This is a genomic window from Spirosoma sp. 209 (assembly GCF_002006735.1).
Taxonomy (GTDB): domain Bacteria; phylum Bacteroidota; class Bacteroidia; order Cytophagales; family Spirosomataceae; genus Spirosoma; species Spirosoma sordidisoli.
On sequence record NZ_MVEC01000016.1, the window covers coordinates 24,182 to 41,053 of the forward strand.

Below are 16,872 nucleotides of genomic sequence, written 5' to 3' on the forward strand. Positions count from 1 at the left end.
TCCCTGAACTATAAGACGTCCTGATGCATGAATACCCTACTAACAAGACGGCGGTTTCTACAGGAGCTTTCGCGGCTGACGGTGCTGCCGACCGTAGCCCCTGTTATCCCCTATTTTAGACAGCAGGCCGTTCCCCGCATTGGGTATCTGGGTGGAGCGGGGGTTTTGGCCCTGGAAGACGTTTTTCGGCAGGAGATGACGACACTGGGGTATTCCGAAGGTAAAAACATTCATATTGAGCAGAGGCTGGCCCGACCCAACACGACCGATGCCGCAGCTATGGCGGCTGAGCTGGCGCAAATGGATTTATCCCTGATCGTTGCGGCTTCCCTTCCTTTCGCGCTGGAAATACGAAAAGCGAATCCAGCGATGCCCATGGTGATTACCACTTGTCCGGGCCTGGTCAGCAACGGTTTCGCCAAAACACTGGACCATCCCGGCGGCCTTTATACAGGCCTGGATGAACTGCCCCCGGGCCTTACTGCAAAGCGGCTTCAGCTGTTGCACGCCGTGGTGCCAGATGCCAAACGCATTGCCCTGCTGTCGACTACACCGGGCGTTGGTGGCCACGAAACCCAGGAAGCCGACGCCCGGCAAGCAGCGGCCGGTCTGGGCCTACAAGTCAGCGTCTACCGGGCAGCTTCATTGCCGGCTTTACAAAACGCATTAAGCGAAATACTGACCGATGGTATGAACGGCCTGTTGAGTTTTCAGGGCGCCGTGTCCCTTGCGAACCGCCAGCTCCTTGTCGACTTTGCTACGCAGCACCGACTGCCGGCCATCTATCAGGCAACCGCCTTTGTGCAAGTTGGCGGGCTCATGTCGTGGGCACCTGACCTACCGCAGCAGTTCCGCGAAGCCGCCCGCTACGTAGACAACATACTGAAAGGCGCTAAGCCCGGCGAGCTCCCGGCCAAGCATCCGGAGAAGTACTACCTGACGCTGAATAAAAAGGCCGCTAACCAGATAGGCATCAGCTTTCCCAACGAGTTACTGGCACAGGCAAACCAGGTTATGGACCGTTGAACAAGCATCTACACAATTACTGGCTTTCCCATATATAAACATATCCGGCAGACCCTCGTCAGCTTTCGGGTATGGATCCCCCGCTCTGGTTACTAGGATAAATAATCATTGAATTGCACATGTGCTAGCGACATGTACCCTGGTTTTCGCAACTCTTAATCAGTCGTTGCAGGGTCGGTCGTCATGGTGTCTCGGTACAGAATTCATTGTTTGGCCATCGTCAAAACCGACTAATGAATGGTTTACCATTTTCACTCGACTTTTAAAACCTTTACCGGTTCAATTTGCCCCGCTCGAATGGTTTGGGATAGAACAGTCAGTAGTCCAACCAGGGCAACAAAACCAAAGGCTATGCTTACATGTACAAGACCAAAATTCAGATAACTGCCCATCTCTTTTCTGAGTAAATCACCACAAAATAAGCCCGCTGGAACACCAATAAGGCCGGCAATAAGCATGAGAATGCCAAAATTCCTGGTAAGTATCCACACCAATTTCAGATTGTTTGCGCCTAATATTTTTCGTATACCCAGTTCTTTCGTGCGCGTTTCTACGGAGTAGCTGGCTATGCCTAAAATACCTAACGCAGCGATTATCAGGACAATCAGGGCAGAGCCTCCAAGAATTTCCATTTCTCCACTGATTTCTCCTGAATAGCGATACGCTTTCACATTATAAAGATTGGCTGTTTTCTCAGGAAAATAATCTTTCCATACGGCTTGAATGGCCTTGGTCGCTTCTATTTCTGTATATGGCTTTATTTTTATAGTCAAGGTGGTTATCTCATTGGGTAAGTACCGATAGAGTAACGGGCGTTGCTGGCCAATAATCTCATTGGGCAGGATGCCAATGACTTGTACAGAGGCAGAGTCCAGCAAGAGATTTTGCCCCACCAGGCTCACCGATTTAGATGTCAGTAATGTTGCGGCAGCTTCATTTACCAACACATATTGCTCCGTACTTTGGGGCATATGTTCAGGAAAATTCTGCCCGGCTAGTAAGCGGACACCTTCTGTTTCAAGGGTTCGCGGGTCAATACTTACGTAATTTATTGCCAGCGTTTTATTGTTTATCGTTACAGAATCCTTGCCCATTTTAAGGGGCTCATAGTACCAGTTCGTGGCCAGCGTCGTTTCTACCTGACTTAACTTAGTTATCTCGTTTTGCAGGTTCTGATATTTTTCACCTTTTAAATCCAGTGTCAGTACATTGGATGACACGGTTGAGTTGATGATTGCGTTGTTTTTTCGATCATAATCGGCTACTATGACAACCAGTATCATAAACAGGATGGTCACAGAAAATTGAACGACGATCAAACCTTTGTAAACAGCAACACCCCGGAACAGCTTTATATTCTTCATTTTACGCAAAACCTGTATCGGCTGAAACGCCGACAATAGCCAGGCCGGAAAAGCCCCTGCAACTAAGCCTGTGATAACGGCGTAGGTGATCAAGCCTACTATCAGGGCTATATCCCAGGAGAATATAACATCATCCATGTCGGGTATATAGTTGGCTAAAATAGTAACACAGGGCACGGTAAACAACAAAGCAAATAGGGCAACAAGGGTCGATTCCATTAAAAATTGACCGATAACCTGTCCTCTTGTTGCGCCTATGGTTTTGCGAACACCTACTTCCTGCGCCCGGGAGAAAGCACGCGCCAATGCCAAACTGATGTAATTGAAAGCAGCTAAAAGGGTTAACGATAGAATTATGAATAGCTGCGTTTTTACGTCTTCCCAACTAGTACCTGCATTAGGGTTATTTTTAAGATCAATTTTTCCAGGGGTAATATTTTCCAGGGGTTGGGCCAAAAATTGAAGTTGGCTCTTATCCAATTTCTGGGTATAGTTCTGGAGCGTTGTATTAAGTTGCTCTGCATTACTGTCTGATTGTAAACGAGCATAAATGGCTGAACTCTTGAACCCTCCCCAATCGTGTGAAGCACTACTTATTACTCCTTTTTTTTCAAGCAGCTCAGCAGAACGAATTGACAACATGGCCTCAATGGGCAGATGGGTTTCTAAAGGCGGGTCCTGGATTATTCCCCCAACGGTATAATAGCCTAAATTTTCAACTAGAACTGTATGCCCTAAGACATTGGTGCTGCCAAATAATTTCTCTGCTGTTTTTTGGGTTAAAAAAAGTGTGGAAGAATTGTTGCCAAGACTTTGTGCATTCCCTGACAACAGGGTAAAGCCAAAAACATCAAAAAAAGAAGGTTCTGTAAATTTTATGTCAATAGGTATATCACCCTTGTCGGTTTGCAAATTGTATTTTCCGGCCAGGCGTAGTTTTACCGTTCTCTCAACAAAGGAGACGCTGTCCAGTTGAGTCGCCAGGGGCAAGGGAGCGGTTGCCCAGTTGGTTTGTACCCCTTCGGTTGTTTCCTGGGTGAGTATGCGTACGAGTTGATTTAATTTTGGATGAAAATGGTCGGTATCAAACGTGGCTTTCAGGCCGGTAAACAGAATAACACCAACGGCCATACTGAGTGACAAACTGAGTATATTGACCAATGAAAAAAGTTTGTTTTTCCACAGGCTGCGCCAGGCGATTTTAACATAGTTGCGAATCATATCCGGATTAAGTAGAGATGGCGAGGGGTATTCAGGGGTAAAGTAAGGACGGGTGGTTGCCCGTCGCTTCGCGAAGAGCTCCTGTTGCCGGTTGGCCAGCCTGGCTACTCGACGCCGTAGGTAATAGGGTCGAATGACCTTCAGCGCTTCCAGGCCATACCACCAACGGGCTCGGCGGGAACCGACCTGGTCAACTCGCTGGACAAATTGCTCGTGCAGATCCCCCTGCAACTCTTCCAGCAGATCAGGGGGCGTCAACCAACTGAGCAGGCGGTCGGCCCAGCGGGGCGGCTGCCGGGACGACGGGTGCTGAGGTGTCGGGTCGGAGAAAGACTTGTCCATCGGTTAGGAAAAAAAAGGGGTGGGTAAAGCCTCCCAAAATCCCATCCGGAGTTGACGCATCTCCCGCAGTACCTGATGCCCAGCCGCCGTCAAGGTAAAAAAACGTTTGCGCCGTCCACCCCGGACCAGGGTAGCTCCCCCTAAGGCCGAGCCAACGAGGCCTTTTTCCTCCAGGCGATACAAAACCACATGCACTCCCGTCACGGACGTGGTTCGGTGGGTTCGTTGCTGGAGTTCGTCGGCAATCGTGACACCATAGGCTCCTGTGGGATGTTGTTGAAGCAGGGCCACAGCGAGTAAGACCAACTCTTCAAACTCGCCCAGGTAGGTTCTACTCATACCAAGTGGACTAAAAAAGTTATATTTCTTTAGTACTTGTTGAACAAATAGAGTGCCAATTATATAACTACCTATTTTTCAGCAATATATCCTGTAAATTAGTTTATACATGTCCGAAACCGTACAAATGCTGTCCGGTAGTAGGTATGCCTGGGCCGTTTATAGAAACTCTGATTTGCGCATTAGCACATTCTTCTAAATAGCTCCCCCTTGAGACGAAGCCCCTTCTTAGGCGAACCTGTAGGATTTAGTATAATGGGCTACCGCTTCGGCTTCTACCCGCTCGATTCACTCACTTTTGCACTGGCTGTAGGCCGTCGAGACCTGGCTATGAAGCCCCTGACAGCGGGCTTTCCTGAGATAGCGATTGATCCGATTGATGGACCGTGATCAATAGCTCTCCAAATACACCGGCTACTAATCTGCCTTCCTCTGTAGACAGCATGCTCCACCCAAGATTACAGACGACTCACTCTACCTTGTTCTGGCCCATCATAGGTCGCTGTTGGGAGCTAATTTTTAAATGAGCTAACTGGTGAACAGTGGTACAAATTACGAGTCAATAGCCAGTCTAAATCAGCGATCAAATTGCATTTACCACTAAATAGAATTAAAAACCCTCTCCGTCTTTTTGTGGACAAATTATGTTGTTCAAGACATGGGCTGGTCAATTTCAGTGAATTTGTGTGAGCGCCCAGTAAACCGAACGATATAGATGACAACCTTATCCAGCCTCTCTTCCCACATACCTTCCACTCAGCCCCAATGGGTTAAGCGTTTTGCTAAGTTTGGCCTGGCGGCCAAAGGAGTTGTTTACTGCCTGGTAGGTATACTCGCGTTTATGGCGGCCTTCGAAATAGGCGGTCGTTCGGAACGTAACCTCAACAAACAGGGGATATTTCGATTCATACTGGAACAACCGTTTGGACAGATTCTACTGGCACTGGTGGCCATCGGTCTGGTCTGCTACGCCCTCTGGCGGCTAACTCAGGCTTTCCTGGATAACGAGAACAAAGGAACCGACGCCAAAGGCATTGGTCGTCGGGTAGGTTATGCCTTCAGCGGGTTGGTCTATGGATTCCTGGCTTATGGATCGTTCCGGATGGTACTGGGTAGCCAGGCAAGTCAGGGCGGAGACACGCGCCAGACCCTCGTTCGGGAACTACTGCAGAAACCGTTTGGCCAGTGGCTCGTCGGCCTGATTGGCCTGAGTATCATTGGCGTCGGGCTGTACCAGATCTACCGGGCCCTATCGGGTAAATACCTGAAAAATGTTCAGACCTCTTCCATCAAAACGGAATTGAAGGAGATGATCATCCGGTCCGGTAAACTGGGATACATCGCGCGGGGTGTCGTCTGGGGAATTATCGGCTACTTATTCATAAAAGCGGCCATGGCGGCTAATGCCAGCGAAGCCGGCGGCAGTAGCCATGCGTTTGCCTTCCTGGAAAAATCCAGTTACGGTTCGTATCTGCTCGGCGCCGTAGCGGTGGGTTTGTTTTGCTACGGCGTATTCATGTTCGTACGCGCCCGGTACGAAGTTATCAACACGAGTAACTAAAGAACGCAGATGAGTTTGTAAGAGGCTGTTCGAAATAAGGTAGTTTTCAGCTTCAGCAGACAACCGCTCAGGGTACATAGAAAGCCGCTAGCTGCTTTAAACGCGGCTTGACCAGCGGGTTTTTCATGGGTTCGAATCGAGCTACTTCAACATTGTCTTTTGTGACAACCACATAAAACGGCTGCTTCAGGCGGGTAGTGAGGTGATAGATCGTCACCAGCTCGGCAATGTCTTCAGACCAGGCCGCCATACCATACAAGGACGGAAAAGGTGTTTGCGCAAGTTTCCGATACACGTCCGGAGCCATGCTGATTACCATCGGCCGACCACTCCGGAAACGGGTCTGCTCCAGCAGCGAATCGACGTATTCCTCAACAGGCGCGTTCATCGTGCGCCAAACCTCTTTGGTAAATGGTGTCGGTTCAACGAGTGCGTGTCTCTGCGAAGTTGGCGGGGTGATGCCCGTCACCGCATCGACGACATGCGTAGCCTCATGGAGCATTACGTAAAGGATGGCGTCCAGGCTCCCCCCTTCGACCCGCACAGCATAGCTGGAATCAGCGGTCCGGTTGAAGCAAGTATTTTCTTTCCACGATGCCCATTCGGAGATGGTCTCATTCAGCAAGCCCGCCCGAAACGTAATGTTGAACCGTTTCGGCCCGTCGCCTGAATCGAGCAGCGACGTCAATGCCGTGTTGGGCATGTTGTCCATGAAGCTGATGCTGTGCAGATGCTGCCTCAACAGTCGCTGATGTAACGGAGGCAACCGGGAAAAAGCCCTGCTCACCTTTTCGTTTTGGGCAGGTGTCAACTCGTGGTTAACGGGCTTCAGGCCAGCCTCGCGAAACATAGTAAAAACGCTTTCGGGGGCAATTTTTATTCGCTGAGATGGGTCATTATCGTACCTGGGGCTTACTGTTTGCGCCAGGGCAAGCCCTGAGCACACCAGCATTCCCAAAGCCGAAGCGGCCCATACCAAAACCGATTTGCCAATCATTGTATCGTCATTCGTTTAACTCAGGGTATTGCAGTTGGCTCATGTAGTGAGCCAACTGCAATACCCTGAGCCATTGGGAGTCAATTTTTGCGGGCTCCTTTTACCCTGAAATTCGTAAGGAACGGATAAGCGGGCCATCCAGTTCAAGGTGGTATTGCAAAACCGCCGGACTTCCGGGGAACGTGCCGCTCACTTCGACGGTCAGCTCGGCCGCGGGGCCGTTTTGAGTATAGTCAAGTGGTTTTAGCTGCATCTGGTACTTTTCGGACGCCTGCTGTATCCACTGCTTAATTTCATCCCGGCCCGAGTAGGATGATCCTTCGTCAGAGACCCGCGCTTCGGCGGTAAAAAACCCGGCAAAGGCGGTGCTGTTCAGGTCGTTCTGAGCCTTGATGAGGCCTGCTATGTTGTCAGGGAGGTTCATTGCTATACTGTTTATGGTTGAGTAAGCAGATTCAACAGGAATGTCGGTTTGGAGCATTCCGGACTATATGGTGGGTATGGTACCGCCGTCAATGACAAAGTCGGTGCCGGTCAGGTAAGCCGCCCGGGGCGATACCAGGAAGCCCACCAGTTCAGCCACCTCTTCCGGCCAGGCGGGTCGGCCGATCGGAATGCCGCCCAGAGCAGCCATTACCCCCTGAGCAGCCTGTTCGGCGGTGACGTCTGCGCTTTCGGCAATACGCTCCATCATTCGGCTCGACGCTGTGGTCATAATCCAGCCCGGCGATACGGTGAGCACGCGTACCCCTTTCGGAGCTACTTCGTTAGACAGGCTTTTGCTATAATTGACCAGGGCCGCTTTCGCAGCGGCATACGGCAGCGTGGCGTCATACAGGGGCAATTTGGCCTGGATCGACGCGATGTGGACAATAACTCCCTGCCCGCGCCTGACCATACCGGGCAGAAACCCGCGGTCCAGTCGCACGGGTGCCAGCAGATTCGTTTGTAACGATGACAGCCAATCCGCATCGGACAGTACGGCATACCCACCACCCGGCGTTTCGGAGCCACCCATATTATTAACCAGGATGTCCAAATGGCCGAATGTACTGAGTACTTCATCGATTACCTGTTGAGTGCCGTCCGGTTTGCTCAAATCGGCAGCGATGAAATGGATGTCATCCGGCTGGTCTTCGGGCTTGTTTCGGGCCGTACTGATTACCGTGGCACCTGCTTCTAACAGGCGATCGGCGATGGCCTTACCCGTTCCCTTGCTGCCGCCGGTAACCAGGGCAATTTTGCCCGCCAGTTCGTTGTCAATGGTAACCTTCATAACGCGGTTGTTTTGTTCAGGACAAATTTCGGGCGTACGACAGGCGCTGACAAGTACGGACTTACGAATCAGATAGGGACAAATTTATCCCTATTGACCTAGCCCGGACACCTGATTATCTTTGTCATATGTACGAACGGAAAACACTGCCCGAGCTGAACTGCGGCCTCGACCTGATTGGCGAAGTATTGTATGGAAAATGGAAGATGCGGCTTTTGTGGTTTATCCACGAAGGCTTTCAGCGCCCCAGCGAGCTACAGCGAAAAATTCCGGGTGCTTCCCGGCGCGTGCTGAACGTACAGCTAAAGGAGTTGGAAAGCCACGAACTGGTGGGGAAAGTAATCTACCCGGTTGTACCACCCAAAGTCGATTATTATCTGACCGATTTGGGCCAATCGCTCATACCCATTATTGGGGCCATCGGGCAGTGGGGCGACCAGCATGATCAGCGATTACGGACGCTCATTCTGAAGAGCATCCACCCCTAACCACCCGTATGGCTGCCATAGGCAGGTTCTACCGCTTGCCGAAGCCATCGGGCATATCGTTGTAACGGCCTGGTATCTGCTTCGTACAGATCAGCCATGCAGTGTGGGCTTCAGAGGGTGTTTCGGGAAGGAATTTTATGAATTCTCGCTGGCCGGAATGGCTACCTGTACCCCCCCAGTCCCTTCAGAGGAATTGTTTGGGGAAGTGTGGTCAAGTAGGAAAAGCTATGCAGAGACCGAATCTTACACCCCCCCCGCCCCTCAAACCGACTAAAATCAGCAGATTACTTCCCCAAACAAGCTCTGAAGGGCTCACTACGTTAACAAAGCTAGCCGAAGCCGACCTGCAGGTTGTGCTGGATAAGACCTATACGCTCAGTAACGTCAGGGAGACCTACCGCGAAGCCCGTCTTGGCAAAACGATTGGAAAGTCGGTGATTGTTCCTGATTGACCGCGTACAGGAATCGTATGGCTACTGCGGCTACGGCTCAAGCACGGTTCTGGCAATATCGGCCGGCGTATGAAACAGGCTGATTCCGGGGTAAGCGGCCAGCGCATCCGGGCGGGTATAGCCCCAGGTCACTGCGCCAAAGGCCACGGTGGCTTCCCGAGCGGCTTCTATGTCGCGCACTTCATCGCCAACACAAAGCGTCTCCTGCCGACTGGCGCCCATCTTTTCCATGGCGCGTTTGAATTTGCGCTGCTTGCTGAAAAGCGACGAGCCGCACCCGTAATGGCTGATCAGCGACGCGTTTACCGGGCCAAGTACCCGCCGTATGTTCTCCTCACTGTTAGAGCTGACGATCGCCAGCTTAACCCCCTGACCGGCCAACTGGCTCAACAGCTGAGGCACACCGTCGAATAAGTGAATCTGGTCGATATCCTGGCCCATGCGTCGGATGAATGAACTGACAATAAGCGGAATCTTCCAGGCGGGCAACCGGGCTCGTTTGATCATCTGGCGGGCATCGAGTCCCCGCAGCTGATCTACGTCCTGAGGCTGGATAACCGGAAAATTATAGGTGGTGGCGAGCGCATTCATGGTCCGCAGAAAATACGGGAATGAATCGGCGAGGGTACCGTCAAAATCGAAGATAATCAGCTTGAAGTTCATGGTAAGGATGGGTTTGTCAAGTTAGTCTGGTCCACGTCGGTTAACCGGCGGCTGGGCTGTTTCAGGAGGTGGTTGATGTACTGAGCTGCCACTAGTCCAGCAAAGGGTACGGTGGCCAGAAGAATCCGTCGGGCTTTCATGCGGTTGGGTTGTTTACAGGCATACCCAAAGTTGCTACCCGCCCGGCTGCACTCAAACGATCCTGTTATGAAGCGGTAAACTAGCCGATGAAACGCTAATTGTTTATTTTCGCTGACTCTACCTACTCCACCCAATACCTTCTTTCGCAATGACTTATGACCAGTGGTTCCTGCTTTTTACGGGAGCCGTGCTGGTTATGCTGATCGCTAACCTGATTCAGTGGGCCGTTTATCAGGAGCGCATCTACGGTCAGTACACGCTTTATATTCTACTTTGGATGACCGGGTTCGACCGGGTTCGGCGTTGACTATGTCCGCTTACCGCCCCACGTGCTCGCCTTCATACAAACCATTCCGCTATACCTGTTTTCGCTGGTTTATTTAGAGATAGCCCTCACCTTTCTGCCGGTAGCAGACCGGCCTGGTTTGCTGGTCTGCTACCGGCGGGTTCAATGGGGTATAGCTATCGTAGCACTACCGGAAGTGTATTTCAACCTGTTTTCATCGGCCTGGCAAACCGACTGGCACGATACGCAGCGCAACCTGATTCGAGTCCTCATTATCCTGGCCACTTACCTGACCATAGCGTATACCGTCTATGTCACACTCCGGAAAACGGATGTGCTGGCCCGTTTTTTCGTCGTCGCAACGCTGGGCCTGTTGATCAGCGAACTGCTGGGTATTCTGGTTATTGTCTAGCACGGCCAGGCTGGTATACGAGCTGGACTGTTCAACCTGCCCCTACCTATTCATCCAGGGTTTATCGGCCAGTTAGGGCTGTTGCTCGACATGGCCTGCGTATCGCTGGGGCTATCGTACCGCCAGCGACGCGAAACCCGCCGACAGATACTGGCCGAGCAGGAACTGCTGCGCGAACGGGAACACCGGCTGCGCCAGCAACTTCAGTCCGACCTGGCCCGTCAGCAACTCAACCAGCAACATACAGAAGCGCAGATGCGTGCCCTGCAGAGTCAGGTCAAGACGCGGCAACCGTTGGCTTGCTTCTGCTGGCGCCGGTGTTTATCGCTACGATGGCAAATCCTTTCATCATTTTACCACCAAAGAAGGACTGGCTCATGGCAACACTATTAAATTCCTTCACGGTACACGCTTTGCCCAGTCTAACAGCGGGCCATATAAATCAGCAATCGTTTGGGTGGCTTCTTTAGAGGCATAAAGCCGCTGTAGTTCATTCACGAAAGCCTCAAATCGATAAAAGCCACGCTGGCTGGCATTCAAGTCTACCCGCTCTTTGCGCACCAGTTCGTATACATTCAGCGGGTAGTTGTCTTTGATGTAAAGCAAATGTACGCCATGCGTCATGTATTCATTAAAGATCTCATAAGCATTGCCGTAGTGATCCGAATCGCCTTTTCGGGTCCACTTTGGCCGATCATTAAATACAGTGTTGATTGCCGTCAGATGCTTGTCACTGGTGGGGTTCACAAAGTTATGATCAACCTCGGTGAAGACGATGCTGGAGTACAACCCGGCAATCTCGGCGTCAGAAAGGGTGCTCTGATTGTACGCTTTCGCATCACAAATAAACATCAAGCTCTCCTGATACCCCCGATCGGCAAATTTCTGGGTTGCGTGAGCGCCACCAATCAGGGGCGAGAAAACAATACGCTGACTATTGTAATGAATGCCCGGGAATTGTCGTTCCAGCCACGTCTGCATTTGTTTAACCGGCAAGAGTTGTTTAACCCGGGCTATGTTCTGCTGATAAAACGGTTGATTGTTCTGGTAGAATTTTCGGAAACCGGATTTCTGTACGAAATCAGCCCACTGGTATGGGTATTCGGCCATGTCGTTTGCTGCCGGCCACATAGCCTTATAAACACCTCCCTGAGTTGGTATTCCTTGCCGATTCAGGACCATGATATACGCATTCTGGCGAACGCCCTGATAGACATTATAACCACCCGTCTTTAGCTGTTCATTCAGTCGCCGAATAAGCGGATGGTTGAGCTGGGGAGTAAAATACGCCTTCAGGCGGGTGAAATAACCGCCAGTCTGATCGATCATATTGGGGTCTTTCTGACCTGCTTCTGTTAAGGCCATAGCGATATTGGCCAACTCGAACGTTTCCGGAATTTCGTAGCTAACCGTACCGCCAAACCGCCGTTGGTAGTCAGCGGAAAACTGAGCGGATATATCGCCAAAAAATCGAATCTGAATGTATTTGGTGAGGGAGCCGTTGGTCAAAGCGATTCGCTGGGTGAGCAGCTTACCCTCGTTGTGGTCAACAGTAATTTGTTGATCACCCGTAGCAAGCACAAATGAGATGAGTTTTCCTTCGTATTTCTGGGGCGAGTTGAAGTTGTTTACCGAGTCCATTTTCGAGAAATGGAACACATCAGTTAAGTTGAAGCCATTGATTGTATAGCGAAGGGTGTCGCCCCGAATCTGAAGTCGATGGGTAATGGGCACCTGTGCGAAGCTGAATAAGGAAACAGCGAGCAGGCTGCTCATTAACGCAGTTCTCATACCGCAATCGTTGGCTTTCAAGGTAGGGCTGGGTGAAATAGTGACTAGTAACTCAACGAAAACGAAAGGAGCTGTCTACTTATAAGCTTCCTGGCGGTGGTGTGATTAATCTGAGTGGTGTAAAGTACTACAAATGGGGGGATTAATAAGCCGAATATGGCTCCAAACAATGCAACCATGCCGTTTTTCGAAAAACGGCATGGTTAATCGATGACTCTAAACCGATATGGTTTGCGTTCAGTTAAGCCATGTTCATGGCCCAATGGTTATCTCACGAATCGATTTCATCGGTTATGTGCCGCTTTAGCTGCCGTATTATCACGACCGACTCATCCTTTCTGCGCAAAGACCAGCCAACAACCGGCTCTATACCAGCCTGATGCCGGCATCCTCGATGGTGATTTTCCGGTCTTTGTAGAGTGTACCGATGGCTTTCTTGAACGTTTTTTTGCTCATTTCGAGTCGCCGGTAGATCTCCTCGGGCGCGCTGCTGTCCGTTAGCGGCAGGAAACCACCCTCCGACCGGAGTTCGGCCAGGATGCGCCGGGCGTTCGGCTCTACGTTTTCATAGCCCGGGCGCTGGAGGCTAACGTCGACCCGGCTGTCGTCGCGGATATGTTTGATGTAGCCGATGAGTGGGTCACCGGGGCGCACCGTCCGGAAAATCTCGTTATGGTAAACCAGTCCCTTGTAGCGGTTATTGATGATAACGTTCATACCCAGCTCGGTGGCTTCGTAGGCCAGCAGCTGCACCTCTTCGCCCACGTACAGATCGCTCACGTCGGGGTCGAGGAAGCGGTTGACCCGGCTCGATGCAACCAGCCGGTTCGTTTCTTCATCGAGATAGACAAACACGACGTACCACCGCCCGACCTGCATGGGGCGGCTCTGCTCCCGAAACGGCACAAACAGATCTTTTTCCAGCCCCCAGTCCAGAAACGCCCCCGCATCGGTTACGGCCATTACCTGCAGGGTCGCAAACTCATCGCGCTGCACGGCCGGAACGAGCGTAGTTGCCACGGGTCGCTCGAGGGAGTCGTTATACACAAACACATCGATGGTGTCGCCCACGGCCAGATCGCGGGGCACATACTTGTTGGGTAACAGAATGTCGTCTTTGGGATCACCAGTGGGCGTATCGTTCAGGAAAAAGCCAACGCTGGTTTCACGCAGGGCGGTTAATGTGTTGAATCGTCCGAGTTTGAGCATGGGGCATAAATCACGTACCGGGGGCAAAGGTCGGCGTTTTTGCGCTGATACACGACATACCGGTAGAAACCCATCTGAAATAGGGCGATTCCCTCATTGGTTCGGCGCCGGCATCTTCTTTTATTTACAAAATCAATTGACTATCAACCCCACCCATGACTATACCCTTCACTCCCGACCTCTGGACTGTGCTGCTGGTGATGCTTACCGGCGGCATTATTGGCGGCATCGTTAATTTTTTCTACGCCCCCCTGCCCAATGGACAGCCGAACTCGCTGGGTCGCTGCGTTATTCTGGGCATTGGAGCCTCGGCGCTGGTGCCCGTCTTTTTGTTCGTTACCCAGAGCAAAATTCTCGATAAACTGTTTTACCCCGCCGGGCCAGAGCTGTCAGCCGCCGACAAGGCCATCAATCTCCTGGTTTTTATCAGCCTTTGCTTACTGGCAGCCATCTCCTCGTCGCGCTTCATTGCATCGGTCAGCGACCGGGTCATCGCCCAGTTGAAAGAAGAGGTCAAAGAGGCTAAAGAGGAAATCGACCAGACCCGAAAGGATGTGCAGGCCACCCGGCAGACAGCCGCCGAGGCCAACCAGAAAATACAGGAAAATACCGCCACGCTCCGGGGCCTCAAGGAAGTGCAGAAAGCGCGAACCCTGGCCCCCGCACGTCGGTCGGCCGCGTCTGCCAGCACCCTCGAAGTCCTGAATCAGCCCACGTCCGCATCTCATCCCGACGATCCGCAGAAAGGACGCTGGGGCGGGCTGGCCGTTCGGGAGGGTTACCAACTGTCGGCAACGGTCGAAGCGGTGGACAACGACAACGATTTTTTCACGGTACATCTTCAGGTAACCGCACCCGACTCGGTTCAGCTCCCCGCCGACGCGATTGTGGTTTTCCACCTGCACGATAGCTTCACACCCGACGAGCACCGGGTCATGTTTCAGCAGCGGGCAGCCACGCTCGCCCTGTACGCCTGGGGGGCGTTTACGGTGGGCGCCGAAGCCCCGGGCGGCATTCATCTGGAGCTCGATCTGGCCGATCCGAACCAGGTTCCAACCGCTCCTCAAAGCTTCAGAAATCGCTGATTGTAGCCGTCAGTTTTCCGTCATATAAAGAACCCTTCGTGCAAAATGTTGATTATCAATAGACGATTATAAAGCCTACTTGCGTTATAGACTCATAACCATCTGAGTTTAGTCTTGATCAAACGCGTAGGATTCTCTCTGTTGATGGCTGCTTTTCGTCCGGCCGTCTCGGTAGCAGCCAAGTTTACTCAATCGCCTATCACCTCATTTCAAACGGCCACCAGCCCGGTTTTGCTACAGGCCGACGCAACCCGTACCAGTCTGTTCATTAACTCCTCAATGCCCGCGGGGTCGTCGGCGATATCGGCGGGCAACGAGCTTCCGATGCTCGACGTCAATTTTTGCGGAGAATGTCTTCCACTTGACCAGAGTGCCGTTGCTGACCGCTGGAAACACGTTTTCACCCTCTTCCGGAACAATACCAGCGATCTGGGCAGCCTCCAGAAACGAGCCGATGCGTTTTTCCCGATCATCGACCCTATTCTGGAGCAGTATGACATCCCGCAGGACTTCCGCTACGTGCCGCTGGCCGAGAGTGGGCTGAAGGCAAAAGCCGTGTCGCCGATGGGCGCTGCGGGTTACTGGCAACTCATGCCGGGCACGGCCCGCGAGCTGGGCCTGAAAGTGGGAAAAGGGGTTGACGAACGGTTCAACGTTCATAAAGCAACCGTAGCTGCCTGCAAATATCTGCGTAAATTATACGATCAGCTGGGATCCTGGTCGCTGGTAGCGGCCGCCTATAACGCGGGGCCTGGCTATCTGAAAAACCAGCTACGGCGCGACGCTCACCGCGACTACTACCGGATGAATCTCCCCCGCGAAACCCGTTATTACCTGTTTCGGGTACTGGTATATAAAGAAGTTCTGTCGCGTCCCGACGATTACCTGTCCTTTTTGTCGTAACGCACGATATGCCCCGGGCCAATTTACCCCCGCCCCTTTAGAGTTTATTTGGGGAAGGTATCTGCGGACTTTAGTCGGCTCGAGGGGCCGCCCTTTTTACCCCCCAGCCCCCTAAAGGGGGAGATAGCTCCGCCGAATGGGCTCCCCATTTAGGGGTTGTTTGGGGAAGATAGTTGCGGACGTTAGTCGGCTCGAAAGGCGGCCTTTTTCACCCCCAGTCCCCTAAAGGAGGAGCCCATTCGGCGCGGACGGCTCCCCCTTTAGGGGGCTGGGGGGTGAAACCACCCTCCCCAAAACAAGCTCCTGGGAGACTGGCGGTAACAATGACGAAACCAGATTCCCTACACAACCCATAGTCATCGTTACGGGAAAGGCCTCCCATTCCGGGTTTATGCCGGACCGTAGTCCGCTCATAGCTTTAATAAATAAACCCTGTTGGTCTAAATCAGTTATTAGCATACATTCGCCCCGCCATTTGCGGGCACTACACGTAGCGTTTGAATGCAAGCTGACACCAAATCAACGGACTCCCCACCCTCCCGCCCTTCTATTCCCCGGCGGTTTGAGCGGTTTTTCATTAATCTGGCCGATGTGGCGGCTTTTGTAGGTCGATTTTTCCGCGAAGCCCTCCTTCCCCCCTACGAATTCAAAGAAATTATCCGGCAGTGCTACGAAGTCGGATACCGGTCGTTGCTGCTGATCTCTACGACCGGTTTTATAACGGGTATCGTCTTCACGAACCAGTCGAGACCGTCGCTGACCGAATTCGGAGCTACCTCCTGGTTACCGTCGCTGATTGCCATTGCGGTCGTGCGGGCCCTGGGTCCACTGGTTACGGCGCTGATTGCAGCCGGCAAGGTAGGATCGAGTATCGGAGCCGAGCTCGGCTCCATGAACGTTACCGAGCAGATCGACGCCATGGAAGTCTCCGGAACCGACCCGTTCAAATTCCTGGTCGTTACGCGGGTGCTGGCTACTTCGTTTACCATTCCGCTGCTGACGATGTATACGATCTTCGTGGCCCTGATTGGTGCGTATATAAATGTAAACCAGAACGAGCAGACCAGCTTCACCTCATATATTCAGGAGGTCTTCGGGGCCATTACCTACCTCGACATTTTCATGTCGCTGATCAAATCCATTGCGTTTGGATTCACAATCGGGATGGTGGGCTGCTACAAAGGCTACCACTCGTCGAAAGGCACCGAAGGCGTGGGTAAAGCCGCCAACTCGTCGGTGGTAACCGCCATGTTTTTAGTATTCATTGAAGAGCTTCTCTCGCTCCAGATCGCCAACGCAATCCGCGGCAGCTAGGA

At 52.1% G+C, this 16,872-nt stretch carries 18 protein-coding genes; 8 read left to right on the forward strand and 10 right to left on the reverse strand.

Annotation, left to right across the window (positions count from 1 at the left end):
* Nucleotides 1–27 precede the first annotated feature (27 nt).
* Nucleotides 28–1,026, forward strand: a complete 999-nt coding sequence (locus B1C80_RS21930; protein ID WP_077923363.1) for an ABC transporter substrate-binding protein — start codon at nucleotides 28–30, stop codon at nucleotides 1,024–1,026.
* A gap of 251 nt (nucleotides 1,027–1,277) precedes the next feature.
* Here B1C80_RS21930 and B1C80_RS21935 read toward each other — a convergent pair whose 3' ends face one another.
* Both B1C80_RS21935 and B1C80_RS21940 read right to left on the reverse strand, forming a co-directional pair.
* Complete coding sequence (locus B1C80_RS21935; RefSeq protein WP_236648885.1) at nucleotides 1,278–3,953, reverse strand: permease prefix domain 2-containing transporter; 2,676 nt, start codon at nucleotides 3,951–3,953, stop codon at nucleotides 1,278–1,280.
* Nucleotides 3,954–3,956: 3 nt separating this feature from the next.
* The gene (locus tag B1C80_RS21940; RefSeq protein ID WP_077923364.1) at nucleotides 3,957–4,292 is read right to left on the reverse strand and encodes a PadR family transcriptional regulator; all 336 of its coding nucleotides are present in this window, start codon (nucleotides 4,290–4,292) and stop codon (nucleotides 3,957–3,959) included.
* 715 nt (nucleotides 4,293–5,007) lie between these two features.
* Here B1C80_RS21940 and B1C80_RS21945 point away from each other — a divergent pair.
* On the forward strand, nucleotides 5,008–5,853 hold the full coding sequence (locus B1C80_RS21945; RefSeq protein WP_077923365.1) for a DUF1206 domain-containing protein: 846 nt from the start codon (nucleotides 5,008–5,010) through the stop codon (nucleotides 5,851–5,853).
* A 67-nt stretch (nucleotides 5,854–5,920) separates the two neighbouring features.
* On the opposite strand, the gene B1C80_RS21950 is transcribed toward B1C80_RS21945, so the two are convergent.
* The 3 genes from B1C80_RS21950 to B1C80_RS21960 form a co-directional block, all read right to left on the reverse strand.
* Entirely contained in the window at nucleotides 5,921–6,703 is a 783-nt protein-coding gene (locus B1C80_RS21950) for a hypothetical protein (RefSeq protein ID WP_236648886.1), read from the reverse strand.
* A gap of 247 nt (nucleotides 6,704–6,950) precedes the next feature.
* Nucleotides 6,951–7,274, reverse strand: a complete 324-nt coding sequence (locus B1C80_RS21955; RefSeq protein WP_077923367.1) for a nuclear transport factor 2 family protein — start codon at nucleotides 7,272–7,274, stop codon at nucleotides 6,951–6,953.
* Between the two features lie 63 nt (nucleotides 7,275–7,337).
* The gene (locus B1C80_RS21960) at nucleotides 7,338–8,126 is read right to left on the reverse strand and encodes an SDR family oxidoreductase (protein ID WP_077923368.1); all 789 of its coding nucleotides are present in this window, start codon (nucleotides 8,124–8,126) and stop codon (nucleotides 7,338–7,340) included.
* Between the two features lie 128 nt (nucleotides 8,127–8,254).
* Here B1C80_RS21960 and B1C80_RS21965 point away from each other — a divergent pair, with 128 nt between their 5' ends.
* On the forward strand, nucleotides 8,255–8,614 hold the full coding sequence (locus tag B1C80_RS21965) for a helix-turn-helix domain-containing protein (protein WP_077923369.1): 360 nt from the start codon (nucleotides 8,255–8,257) through the stop codon (nucleotides 8,612–8,614).
* Between the two features lie 482 nt (nucleotides 8,615–9,096).
* Here the strand turns inward: B1C80_RS21965 and B1C80_RS21975 are convergent, their stop codons facing one another.
* Nucleotides 9,097–9,729 carry an HAD-IA family hydrolase gene (locus tag B1C80_RS21975; protein ID WP_077923371.1) on the reverse strand — a complete coding sequence of 211 codons (633 nt, stop codon included), beginning with the start codon at nucleotides 9,727–9,729 and terminating at the stop codon, nucleotides 9,097–9,099.
* Nucleotides 9,726–9,869, reverse strand: coding sequence for a hypothetical protein (locus B1C80_RS28460; RefSeq protein WP_161492804.1), 144 nt, complete (start codon nucleotides 9,867–9,869; stop codon nucleotides 9,726–9,728). The genes B1C80_RS21975 and B1C80_RS28460 overlap by 4 nt, the downstream gene beginning before the upstream one ends.
* Before the next feature lie 149 nt (nucleotides 9,870–10,018).
* Between B1C80_RS28460 and B1C80_RS28465 the strand changes: the two genes are divergently transcribed.
* Both B1C80_RS28465 and B1C80_RS21980 read left to right on the forward strand, forming a co-directional pair.
* The gene (locus B1C80_RS28465) at nucleotides 10,019–10,177 is read left to right on the forward strand and encodes a hypothetical protein (protein WP_161492805.1); all 159 of its coding nucleotides are present in this window, start codon (nucleotides 10,019–10,021) and stop codon (nucleotides 10,175–10,177) included.
* A gap of 22 nt (nucleotides 10,178–10,199) precedes the next feature.
* Nucleotides 10,200–10,568 (forward strand): hypothetical protein, encoded by a 369-nt coding sequence (locus B1C80_RS21980; protein WP_077923372.1) that lies wholly within the window; start codon nucleotides 10,200–10,202, stop codon nucleotides 10,566–10,568.
* A gap of 111 nt (nucleotides 10,569–10,679) precedes the next feature.
* Here B1C80_RS21980 and B1C80_RS21985 read toward each other — a convergent pair whose 3' ends face one another.
* From B1C80_RS21985 to B1C80_RS21995, 3 genes are all read right to left on the reverse strand, one after another.
* Entirely contained in the window at nucleotides 10,680–10,859 is a 180-nt protein-coding gene (locus B1C80_RS21985) for a hypothetical protein (RefSeq protein ID WP_077923373.1), read from the reverse strand.
* 108 nt (nucleotides 10,860–10,967) lie between these two features.
* A complete protein-coding gene (locus B1C80_RS21990; protein WP_077923374.1) occupies nucleotides 10,968–12,359 on the reverse strand; it encodes a DUF4932 domain-containing protein in 1,392 nt (463 codons plus the stop codon).
* A 366-nt stretch (nucleotides 12,360–12,725) separates the two neighbouring features.
* Complete coding sequence (locus B1C80_RS21995) at nucleotides 12,726–13,568, reverse strand: S1 RNA-binding domain-containing protein (protein ID WP_077923375.1); 843 nt, start codon at nucleotides 13,566–13,568, stop codon at nucleotides 12,726–12,728.
* A 155-nt stretch (nucleotides 13,569–13,723) separates the two neighbouring features.
* Between B1C80_RS21995 and B1C80_RS22000 the strand changes: the two genes are divergently transcribed.
* The 3 genes from B1C80_RS22000 to B1C80_RS22010 all read left to right on the forward strand — a co-directional run bounded on the left by B1C80_RS22000 (nucleotide 13,724) and on the right by B1C80_RS22010 (nucleotide 16,870).
* Nucleotides 13,724–14,653, forward strand: a complete 930-nt coding sequence (locus tag B1C80_RS22000; RefSeq protein WP_077923376.1) for a YEATS-associated helix-containing protein — start codon at nucleotides 13,724–13,726, stop codon at nucleotides 14,651–14,653.
* 144 nt (nucleotides 14,654–14,797) lie between these two features.
* Nucleotides 14,798–15,556 (forward strand): lytic transglycosylase domain-containing protein, encoded by a 759-nt coding sequence (locus tag B1C80_RS22005; RefSeq protein ID WP_077923377.1) that lies wholly within the window; start codon nucleotides 14,798–14,800, stop codon nucleotides 15,554–15,556.
* A 501-nt stretch (nucleotides 15,557–16,057) separates the two neighbouring features.
* Nucleotides 16,058–16,870 carry an ABC transporter permease gene (locus tag B1C80_RS22010; RefSeq protein WP_077923378.1) on the forward strand — a complete coding sequence of 271 codons (813 nt, stop codon included), beginning with the start codon at nucleotides 16,058–16,060 and terminating at the stop codon, nucleotides 16,868–16,870.
* The last annotated feature ends 2 nt before the right edge of the window (nucleotides 16,871–16,872 follow it).

Coding starts and splice junctions, on each gene's coding strand:
- B1C80_RS21930 (WP_077923363.1), top strand. CDS start 28: ATGAATACCCTACTAACAAGACGGCGGTTTCTACAGGAGCTTTCGCGG.
- B1C80_RS21935 (WP_236648885.1), bottom strand. CDS start 3,953: ATGGACAAGTCTTTCTCCGACCCGACACCTCAGCACCCGTCGTCCCGG.
- B1C80_RS21940 (WP_077923364.1), bottom strand. CDS start 4,292: ATGAGTAGAACCTACCTGGGCGAGTTTGAAGAGTTGGTCTTACTCGCT.
- B1C80_RS21945 (WP_077923365.1), top strand. CDS start 5,008: ATGACAACCTTATCCAGCCTCTCTTCCCACATACCTTCCACTCAGCCC.
- B1C80_RS21950 (WP_236648886.1), bottom strand. CDS start 6,703: ATGTTTCGCGAGGCTGGCCTGAAGCCCGTTAACCACGAGTTGACACCT.
- B1C80_RS21955 (WP_077923367.1), bottom strand. CDS start 7,274: ATGAACCTCCCTGACAACATAGCAGGCCTCATCAAGGCTCAGAACGAC.
- B1C80_RS21960 (WP_077923368.1), bottom strand. CDS start 8,126: ATGAAGGTTACCATTGACAACGAACTGGCGGGCAAAATTGCCCTGGTT.
- B1C80_RS21965 (WP_077923369.1), top strand. CDS start 8,255: ATGTACGAACGGAAAACACTGCCCGAGCTGAACTGCGGCCTCGACCTG.
- B1C80_RS21975 (WP_077923371.1), bottom strand. CDS start 9,729: ATGAACTTCAAGCTGATTATCTTCGATTTTGACGGTACCCTCGCCGAT.
- B1C80_RS28460 (WP_161492804.1), bottom strand. CDS start 9,869: ATGAAAGCCCGACGGATTCTTCTGGCCACCGTACCCTTTGCTGGACTA.
- B1C80_RS28465 (WP_161492805.1), top strand. CDS start 10,019: ATGACTTATGACCAGTGGTTCCTGCTTTTTACGGGAGCCGTGCTGGTT.
- B1C80_RS21990 (WP_077923374.1), bottom strand. CDS start 12,359: ATGAGAACTGCGTTAATGAGCAGCCTGCTCGCTGTTTCCTTATTCAGC.
- B1C80_RS21995 (WP_077923375.1), bottom strand. CDS start 13,568: ATGCTCAAACTCGGACGATTCAACACATTAACCGCCCTGCGTGAAACC.
- B1C80_RS22000 (WP_077923376.1), top strand. CDS start 13,724: ATGACTATACCCTTCACTCCCGACCTCTGGACTGTGCTGCTGGTGATG.
- B1C80_RS22005 (WP_077923377.1), top strand. CDS start 14,798: ATGGCTGCTTTTCGTCCGGCCGTCTCGGTAGCAGCCAAGTTTACTCAA.
- B1C80_RS22010 (WP_077923378.1), top strand. CDS start 16,058: ATGCAAGCTGACACCAAATCAACGGACTCCCCACCCTCCCGCCCTTCT.